The following is a 10,565-nucleotide window of genomic DNA, read 5'->3' as shown; positions in this document are numbered from 1 at the left end:
ACCTGCTAGGACAGTTGTCGCTAGCAAAGTTGCTCCCATGAGGGCAAAGGCATCTTGATCTTCACCTGTCTCTGGCAAACTTGCTTGGTAGTTTGAAACTTTTGTTGAAGATGCTGGCACTGATGACTCAGTCCATGTCTTCTGTCCAATAACTACAGCTGCTGCTTGAGCTGGTGTTGTAGGAATAGTTGGCGCTTCCTTAACGACTTCACGATAAACGTAAGTGATTGTCGTTGTACCTTCTACCACTTTACCTGACTCTTGACCAATTGTCTTGATAGCAATAATTTCATAGGTCTTACCGTCGAACTCGATAGTCATTGGTTTATTGTCAGTTGTGTCGTACGGTGTGTCCACATCTGACGTTGGCGTATCAACAACTGGGTCTTTGATGACATTGCCTGACTCATCTACATAGTTAACCACAACATTCCCTGTTGGTGTCGCAGGTGTTTCCTTGACCTTGTACTCGTAGGTAATCGTTTGTGTCGCTTCTGTCACTGTTCCATCGGCTGGCGCATCACCTTCGTTGGCACGAGTGCGGACAAGTTCGTAGGTTACGCCATCTTTTGTGATTTCAGCTGGTGCTTCATCGCTGTAGGCTTCGTCCACTGGTGCATCGGTCTTAACTGATTTACCATCTGCGATTTCAGTCTCTGTTCCTTCGATGACATAGCGAGCTGTTACATTACCTGTCTTGACAACTTCTTTGTAGACATAAGTCACTTCTGTTGTTCCTTCGACTACAGTACCAGTTTCATTTCCAACGGTCTTAGTTGGAACGAGTTCATAAGTCTTACCGTTGAATTCGATGGTGATTGGTTTGTTGTCTGTTGTATCGTATGGTGTGTCCACGTCTGAGCTTGGTGTGTCTACAACTGGATCTTTGATGACATTGCCTGACTCATCTACATAGTTAACCACAACATTTCCTGTCGGTGTTGCTGGCGTTTCCTTGACTTTGTACTCGTAAGTAATAGTCTGTATCGCTTCAGTTACTGTACCATCTGCTGGCGCATCGCCTTCGTTGGCACGAGTGCGGACAAGTTCGTAGGTCACACCTTCTTTTGTGATTTCAGCTGGCGCTTGGTCAGAATAGGCTTCATCAACTGGGGCATCTGTCTTAACTGATTTGTCATCTGCGATTTCGGTTTCTGTACCTTCGATGACATAACGAGCTACGACGTTGCCAGTTGGTGTCGCTGGCGTTTCCTTGACCTTGTACTCGTATGTGATCGTTTGTGTTGCTTCTGTCACTGTTCCATCTGCTGGCGCATCGCCTTCGTTGGCACGGGTGCGGACAAGTTCGTAGGTCACGCCATCTTTTGTGATTTCAGCTGGAGCTTCATCACTGTAAGCTTCGTCCACTGGTGCGTCTGTCTTAACTGATTTGTCATCTGCGATTTCAGTTTCTGTTCCTTCGATGACATAGCGAGCTACAACATTTCCTGTCTTAACAACTTCTTTGTAGACGTAAGTTACTTCTGTCGTACCTTCGACTACAGTACCTGTTTCGTTTCCAACGGTCTTAGTTGGAACGAGTTCGTAAGTCTTACCATTAAACTCAATAGTTGTTGGTTTGTTGTCTGTTGTGTCGTACGGTGTGTCCACATCTGAGCTTGGTGTGTCGACAACTGGATTTTTGATGACATTGCCTGACTCATCGACGTAGTTAACTACCACATTTCCTGTCGGTGTTGCTGGCGTTTCCTTGACTTTGTACTCGTAAGTAATAGTCTGTGTCGCTTCAGTTACTGTACCATCTGCTGGCGCATCGCCTTCGTTGGCACGAGTGCGAACAAGCTCATATGTCACGCCATCTTTGGTGATTTCAGCTGGCGCTTGGTCAGAATAGGCTTCATCAACTGGGGCATCTGTCTTAACTGATTTGTCATCTGCGATTTCAGTCTCTGTACCTTCGATGACATAGCGAGCTGTCACATTACCTGTCTTGACAACTTCTTTGTAGACATAAGTTACAGACTTGGTTCCTTCTGCCACTTCACCTGAAGCTGCATCTGTTCCATATGTGAATGAACCAGCGTTAGAAGCGAGCGTTCCGTCTGCATTAACAGTACCAACTGTTGCCGTTGTTGCTTCAGCGACCAACTCGTATGTTTTACCGTCTTTAGTGATGGTTGCTGGACGTTCTACTGTCGCTGTTGAATCAACATCTCCTGCTGATTCGGCAGTGTTGTAGCTTGTTCCTACTGCTGCGTCTGTTGTGTCCTTGTACTCAGTACCAATGACGTTACCTTCTGTATCAACATAGTTGACGATAACTGAGCCTTTGGCTTCTTCTTTAAGTTTGTAGACGTAAGTGATTTCTGTTGTGCCTTCGACAACGTTGCCTTGCTCTTCAGCTGTTGTGTCTGCTGTGACAACTTTGCCATCTACAAGCTGTGTTTGGCCTGAAGCATCTTCTACAGCTGTACCAACGAGGACATATGTCTTGCCGTCAACTGTGATTTCGGATGGTTTGTTATCAGCTGCAGTGTCGTAAGCTACATCGGTCTTCTCTGTTGTGACAACTGGATCACCAACAACTTGGCCGTCGCTATCAACTTGACTGGTTGTCGTTGTTGTTTCAATCACAGTTTTAGCTGTGTCTTCAACGTCTGCTTGAAGAGTTTGACCATCTTCTGTCACATAGTGAACAACAACGTTACCTTCTTTAGTTACAGTGTCAACTTTTTCAGTTGTCTTAAGAACGTATTGGTAAGTGATTGTTTGAGTAGCTTCTGTAACAGTACCATTAGTTGGTGCATCGCCGTCATTTTGACGAACTGGAGCTGTTGTTGAGAGAACATAGACTTTACCATCTTTACCAGTGATTTCAGCTGGAGCTTCATCGTTGTAGGCTTCGTCTACTGGCGCATCTGTCTTAACTGATTTATCGTCTGCGATTTCAGTTTCTGTACCTTCAATCACGTAACGAGCTACGACGTTGCCTGTTGGTGTCGCTGGGGTTGCTTTTACCTTGTACTCGTAAGTGATCGTTTGAGTAGCTTCTGTAACATTACCATTTGCTGGCGCATCTCCGTCGTTTGTACGAGTACGAACGAGTTCGTAAGTCACACCATCTTTTGTGATTTCAGCTGGTGCTTCATCGTTGTAGGCTTCGTCTACTGGCGCTTCGGTCTTAACTGATTTATCGTCTGCGATTTCAGTTTCTGTACCTTCAATCACATAACGAGCTACGACATTACCTGTTGGTGTTGCTGGCTCTTCTTTAAGTTTGTAAACGTAAGTGATTTCTGTTGTGCCTTCGACAACGTTGCCTTGCTCTTCAGCCGTTGTGTCTGCTGTGACAACTTTGCCATCTACAAGCTGTGTTTGACCTGAAGCATCTTCTACAGCTGTACCAACGAGGACATATGTCTTGCCGTCAACTGTGATTTCGGCTGGTTTGTTATCAACTGCAGTGTCGTAAGCTACATCGGTCTTCTCTGTTGTGACAACTGGATCACCAACAACTTGGCCGTCGCTATCAACTTGACTGGTTGTCGTTGTTGTTTCAATCACAGTTTTGGCTGTGTCTTCAACATCTGCTTGAAGAGTCTGACCATCTTCTGTCACATAGTGAACAACAACATTACCTTCTTTAGTTACAGTATCAACTTTTTCAGTTGTCTTAAGAACGTATTGGTAAGTAATCGTTTGGGTAGCTTCTGTAACAGTGCCGTTAGTTGGCGCATCGCCGTCATTTTGACGAACTGGAGCTGTTGTTGAGAGGACATAGACTTTGCCATCTTTACCAGTGATTTCCGCTGGAGCTTCATCGTTGTAGGCTTCATCTACTGGCGCTTCGGTCTTAACTGATTTGTCGTCTGCGATTTCAGTTTCTGTACCTTCAATCACGTAACGAGCTACGACGTTGCCTGTTGGTGTCGCTGGGGTTTCTTTTACCTTGTATTCGTAAGTAATCGTTTGGGTTGTTTCTGTTACTGTACCATCTGATGGTGCATCTCCATCGTTTGTACGAGTACGAACGAGTTCGTAAGTCACACCATCTTTTGTGATTTCAGCTGGAGCTTCATCGCTGTAGGCTTCATCTACTGGCGCTTCGGTCTTAACTGATTTGTCGTCTGCGATTTCAGTTTCTGTACCTTCAATCACGTAACGAGCTACGACGTTGCCTGTTGGTGTTGCTGGCTCTTCTTTAAGTTTGTAAACATAAGTGATTTCTGTTGTACCTTCGACAACGTTGCCTTGCTCTTCAGCTGTTGTGTCTGCTGTGACAACTTTGCCATCTACAAGCTGTGTTTGGCCTGAAGCATCTTCTACAGCTGTACCAACGAGGACATATGTCTTACCGTCAACTGTGATTTCGGATGGTTTGTTATCAACTGCAGTGTCGTAAGCTACATCGGTCTTCTCTGTTGTGACAACTGGATCACCAACAACTTGGCCATCGCTATCAACTTGACTGGTTGTCGTTGTTGTTTCAATCACAGTTTTGGCTGTGTCTTCAACGTCTGCTTGAAGGGTTTGACCATCTTCTGTCACATAGTGAACAACAACGTTACCTTCTTTAGTTACAGTGTCAACTTTTTCAGTTGTCTTAAGAACGTATTGGTAAGTGATTGTTTGTGTCTCTTCTGTAACAGTGCCGTTAGTTGGTGCATCGCCGTCATTTTGACGAACTGGAGCTGTTGTTGAGAGGACATAGACTTTGCCATCTTTACCAGTGATTTCGGCTGGCGCTTCATCGCTGTAGGCTTCATCTACCGGCGCATCTGTCTTAACTGATTTATCGTCTGCGATTTCAGTTTCTGTACCTTCAATCACGTAACGAGCTACGACGTTGCCTTTTTTTACAACTTCTTTGTAGACGTAAGTGACTGATTTTGTACCTTCTGCCACCTCCCCTGTAGCTGCGTCCGTACCGAATGTGAAGCCGGCATTGTTTGTTGCTAGTGATCCATCAGCGTTAACTGTACCTACTGTCGCATCAGTTTCTTCTGCTACCAACTCATACGTTTTACCGTCTTTAGTGATAGTTGCTGGACGTTCTACTGTCGCTGTTGAATCTACATCGCCTGCTGTTTCGGCTGTGTTGTAGGCTGTACCCACTGCAACTTCAGTTGAGTCTTTGTACTCTGTACCGATGACGTTACCTTCTGTATCAACGTAATTAACGACTACTGAACCTTTTGCCTCTTCCACCTTACGGTATTCGTAGGTCACATGTTGCTCACCCTCACGAAGAGTGCCTTCTTCAGCGTCAGAACCCGCTTTTACGCCAACCAATTCGTATTTCACACCATCTTTTTCGATGACAGTTGGTTTTTCTGTGCCATTTTCAGCGGTATTGTAAGGAACAGCATTACCATCCTTATCGCGGATATAGGCTGTTGGTGTGTCTGTGTAGGTATCTTGGAGCTTCGTATCTGTTCCTTGGATAACATAGTCCACAATCACACGACCTTTCGGTACTTCTGTGTATTCATAAGTGATGTCTTGAGTGCCTTCTTTGACAGTGCCAGCTGCTGGCGCATCACCATCGTTCGTACGAGTGCCTACTAACTCATAGCGCTTGCCATCTTTTTCAAGAGAAGCAGGTGCTTTGTCTGAATACTCTTCCCCAACCGGAGATTCTGGTTTCACCACTTTATCATCTGCCAATTTTGTATCAGTGTTCACCAAGACATAATGCGCGTTAACCCTACCTTTTGGCTCTTCTTTAAGTTTGTAGACGTAAGTGATTTCTGTTGTGCCTTCGACAACGTTGCCTTGCTCTTCAGCCGTTGTGCCTGCTGTGACAACTTTGCCATCTACAAGCTGTGTTTGACCTGAAGCATCTTCTACAGCTGTACCAACGAGGACATATGTCTTGCCGTCAACTGTGATTTCGGCTGGTTTGTTATCAACTGCAGTGTCGTAAGCTACATCGGTCTTCTCTGTTGTGACAACTGGATCACCAACAACTTGGCCGTCGCTATCAACTTGACTGGTTGTCGTTGTTGTTTCAATCACAGTTTTGGCTGTGTCTTCAACATCTGCTTGAAGGGTTTGACCATCTTCTGTCACATAGTGAACAACAACGTTACCTTCTTTAGTTACAGTGTCAACTTTTTCAGTTGTCTTAAGAACGTATTGGTAAGTAATCGTTTGTGTCTCTTCTGTAACAGTGCCATTAGTTGGCGCATCGCCGTCATTTTGACGAACTGGAGCTGTTGTTGAGAGGACATAGACTTTGCCATCTTTACCAGTGATTTCAGCTGGAGCTTCATCGCTGTAGGCTTCGTCTACCGGCGCATCTGTCTTAACTGATTTGTCATCTGCGATTTCAGTTTCTGTACCTTCAATCACGTAACGAGCTACGACATTACCTGTTGGTGTCGCTGGCTCTTCTTTAAGTTTGTAAACGTAAGTGATTTCTGTTGTGCCTTCGACAACGTTGCCTTGCTCTTCAGCCGTTGTGTCTGCTGTGACAACTTTGCCATCTACAAGCTGTGTTTGACCTGAAGCATCTTCTACAGCTGTACCAACGAGGATATATGTCTTGCCGTCAACTGTGATTTCGGCTGGTTTGTTATCAGCTGCAGTGTCGTAAGCTACATCGGTCTTCTCTGTTGTGACAACTGGATCACCAACAACTTGGCCATCACTATCAACTTGACTGGTTGTCGTTGTTGTTTCAATCACAGTTTTGGCTGTGTCTTCAACATCTGCTTGAAGGGTTTGACCATCTTCTGTCACATAGTGAACAACAACGTTACCTTCTTTAGTTACAGTGTCAACTTTTTCAGTTGTCTTAAGAACGTATTGGTAAGTAATCGTTTGGGTCTCTTCTGTAACAGTGCCGTTAGTTGGCGCATCGCCGTCATTTTGACGAACTGGAGCTGTTGTTGAGAGGACATAGACTTTGCCATCTTTACCAGTGATTTCCGCTGGAGCTTCATCGTTGTAGGCTTCATCTACTGGCGCTTCGGTCTTAACTGATTTGTCGTCTGAGATTTCAGTTTCTGTACCTTCAATCACATAACGAGCTACGACGTTGCCTGTTTTAACAACTTCTTTATAGACATAAGTAACTGATTTAGTACCTTCTGCCACCTCACCTGTAGCTGCGTCTGTACCGAATGTGAAGCCTGCATTGTTTGTTGCAAGGGAGCCATCAGCGTTAACTGTACCTACTGTCGCTGCTGTTTCTTCTGCTACCAACTCATACGTTTTACCATCTTTAGTGATAGTGGCTGGACGTTCTACTGTCGCTGTTGAATCTACATCGCCTGCTGTTTCGGCTGTGTTGTAGGCTGTACCAACTGCAACTTCAGTTGAGTCTTTGTACTCTGTACCGATAACGTTACCTTCTGTATCAATATAGTTGACAATGACTGAACCTTTTGGCTCTTCTTTAAGTTTGTAGACATAAGTAACTGATTTTGTACCTTCTGCCACTTCACCTGCAGCTGCGTCCGTACCGAATGTGAAGCCTGCATTGTTTGTTGCTAGTGATCCATCAGCGTTAACTGTACCTACTGTCGCTGCTGTTTCTTCTGCTACCAACTCATATGTTTTACCATCTTTAGTGATAGTAGCTGGACGTTCTACTGTCGCTGTTGAATCTACATCACCTGCTGTTTCGGCTGTGTTATAGGCTGTACCTACTGCAACATCAGTTGAGTCTTTGTACTCAGTACCGATGACATTACCTTCTGTATCGATATAGTTGACAATTACATTACCTTTGATGTTTGCAAGACGTACAGAGAAACGAAGTTTATCATCGTTAGAAACACCCTCATTACCATTATCGTCGATATAGTTAGTAATATCACTCCAGTGTTTATTTCCACCGTTGATAGAGTCAGATGGTACTGACGTTCTCGTATTAGGGTAGTTATTAGCAAAATAATCAGTACCAGTATTATACGCTGATGTTGGAAATTCTGTAAATGGTGTCGCCTCATGATAAAGTCTGAATGATACGGTTTTAAAAGTACCTTTCAAAACAACCGAACCTGTACCGGCTGGTTCTGGACTAGGCATCTGAGCTTCAGAACCTCCACTATAGATATCCTCATCTAGAACTGAACGGTAATAGTTGTTCTTTTTAGTTGTTTCAATACTATTTGATGTTACCGTTAAGTTAACACCTTCACTTGCTTTCTCAAGAGTCACTCCATCTGTCAAAAGCTCAAAGTAAGTTGAGTTAAAAGAACCACGACCATAAGGGTATGGATTAGTTTCTGTGACATAAGTAAAGCTTGTACTTCCTCCAATACCTGAGAAGTCGATGATTGGATTTGTCACTTCTTCGCTAAAGGTAAGAGTAAAGATAGATGATTCTGCTTTACCACTGAAGTTCAGTTTATCTTCTAAGTTACCATTTCCTTCAGTAACTGCTGGCTGAGTAAAAATCCCCAAAGCTGGAATTTGCGCTGCATCTTCCACCTTGTAAAACATATCAGCAGTAGCACCGTAACTAGACTGGTTAGAACCAGGCACAAGATAACTCATCCCTTCAGGGTTATCACCTGAATCGACAACTGTTGCTGTAACAGTGACCTTAGAACCATCTTCTTTGACAACTGTTGTTTGAGCTGATTTGTACGCATCTGTTTCATAGTTACTGATGTACTGGTTAGAGCTTGGGTAGGGGTTTTGTAAGGTCCATTCCCCACTTGTTGAGTAGTTTACTGACTCATCAACTGATGCTGATGTTGTAGGAGCTACTGCCGCTACTGGAGTACTAGCTTCTGCTACTGCTTCATCAGTTGTATCCGCTACTGCAGTCGTAGAGGCTTCCGTTGCGGACACAGCACTGCTTGCCACAGGTGTCGCAGCTACTGCTTGAGCTGTCTCACTCTCAACTTGAACCACCTCATTAGTAGCACTACTTTCAGAATTTGTCACACTTGATACTTGGCTAGATTCACTAGCAGGTGTCGTATCTGCGATAGCTGTAGTATCAGATGTTGCGACTAATTTTTCTGATACTTCTGATGTAGTTGTGGTAGTTGTTCCAGTTTCATCTGCTAATACTTGTGGAGAGAGAAATAGCAGAGCACCGATAACAACCGAACCGACTCCTACAGAAAATTTACGAATCGAAAACTTTAGTTTCTTTTCACGATTATGATTAAACATAATATCCCCTTCTAATTTTTCTTTATTTTTGACATATTTTATCAAACTGTCCAAATAGTTGTCAAATAATTTGCGTTTATGTAACTATTTTCTGTGTTATTCACGAATTTTCAGCGTTTTCACATAATTTTTGTACTTGATGCTATCAAAAAAATCAGAACTCTTTCAAGTTCTGATTTCATTTTTTATAACATATAAAACACAATAGCTATGTACTGTAAAGCCGATGCTATTAGAATAAAAAGGTGCCAAATCATATGGAAATATGGTTTTTTCTTAGCATAAAAACCTGCTCCAATGGTATAAGACAAACCGCCTGCTAGCATGAGTAGGCAGAAGGTCAAGTTGGTTTTCTGCAAAATTGCTGGAATAATGAATAACACCAGCCAGCCCATAAAGAGATAGAGGAAAAGACTGAACTTTTCATTGATTTTCTTAGCAAAAATCTTATAGAAAATGCCAAATAAGGTAATTCCCCACTGGAGGACAATAATCAGATAGCCCATCCAACCGCCAACCAAAGAGAGGGCAACAGGGGTATAGGATCCTGCAATAGCAATATAAATCATTGAATGATCGACCACTCGCAGAACCAGCTTATGCTTAGAGCCGTAAGCCATGGAATGATAAACTGCTGACGATAGAAACATCAGAAAGAGTGAGATGACAAAAATCGACATGCCGACAGCTGCTGTCATATTGTAGTTGTTATAGGCATGCGTTGCCGTGATTGGTAGGAGTACTAACATTAGAGCAGCTCCGATACCATGCGTCACGCTATTAGCAACTTCCTCTCCAAAAGATAATTGTTTACTGAGTTTGAGTGTCTGAGACATGTGACTGTTCTCCTTCCAAGATATAGGTTAAACGACGTGCCTTAAAATAAAGTTTCAGAGACTGACAGGCTGTTTCAATCAATTCAGGGACTTCTCTACTATCATCATTCATGCAAGCAACAAAATCATCATAAAGTTGACTTGACTGATAATTCTCATGTAGGACATTCAAGGTATGGCTAATTTCCTGAATGGAGAAAACATTCTTCAAGAATGTAATAGCGATCAATCTAGCCAACTGATTTTTCTGATACTTCTTCTTAATCGGCTTTTCAATATGCCCATGCTTGACATAATTATTGACCATCGAAGCAGTCAAGCCCTTATCATCAGGGATATCATCTGAAAGCGCCAGCTGATTAACCATAAGCAAGACCTGATCTAAATACAGTTCCAAATCGGGAAGCTCGTCCCAAGTAGGTAATTTCTTAGTCATCCTATCTCCTACTCTATTTTATCTAGTTTTAATAACTAGATTATAACATATCAATAAAAATATGCAAGAAAAAAAGAGGTTAGGACAAAAGTTCTAACTCTCTTAATTTTCTACCAATTGTCAAGTATTTCAATGCTTTAAAGAGAAAATAATTTTTAGACAGTAGATATTTTGAGATTACTATCTGATTTTTG

3 protein-coding genes are annotated in these 10,565 nt (G+C 43.0%); all 3 read right to left on the bottom strand.

Annotation, left to right across the window (positions count from 1 at the left end):
- Positions 1-9,099: MucBP domain-containing protein (locus tag JOC28_RS10760; protein WP_239548952.1), on the bottom strand; the 9,099-nt coding region annotated here is incomplete at its 3' end.
- Between the two features lie 185 nt (positions 9,100-9,284).
- Positions 9,285-9,935: a PAQR family membrane homeostasis protein TrhA gene (gene trhA, locus JOC28_RS09675; RefSeq protein ID WP_205010490.1), complete on the bottom strand. Its 651-nt coding sequence runs from the start codon at positions 9,933-9,935 to the stop codon at positions 9,285-9,287.
- Complete coding sequence (locus JOC28_RS09670; RefSeq protein ID WP_205010489.1) at positions 9,910-10,371, bottom strand: DUF1836 domain-containing protein; 462 nt, start codon at positions 10,369-10,371, stop codon at positions 9,910-9,912. Before JOC28_RS09670 ends, trhA begins: the two co-directional genes overlap by 26 nt.
- Between the last annotated feature and the right edge of the window lie 194 nt (positions 10,372-10,565).

This window comes from Streptococcus loxodontisalivarius, assembly GCF_016908645.1.
Classification (GTDB): domain Bacteria; phylum Bacillota; class Bacilli; order Lactobacillales; family Streptococcaceae; genus Streptococcus; species Streptococcus loxodontisalivarius.
The sequence above is the reverse complement of the archived record's forward strand: the minus strand, read 5'-3'. Positions and strand labels throughout refer to the sequence as shown.

Coding starts and splice junctions, on each gene's coding strand:
- trhA (WP_205010490.1), bottom strand. CDS start 9,935: ATGTCTCAGACACTCAAACTCAGTAAACAATTATCTTTTGGAGAGGAA.
- JOC28_RS09670 (WP_205010489.1), bottom strand. CDS start 10,371: ATGACTAAGAAATTACCTACTTGGGACGAGCTTCCCGATTTGGAACTG.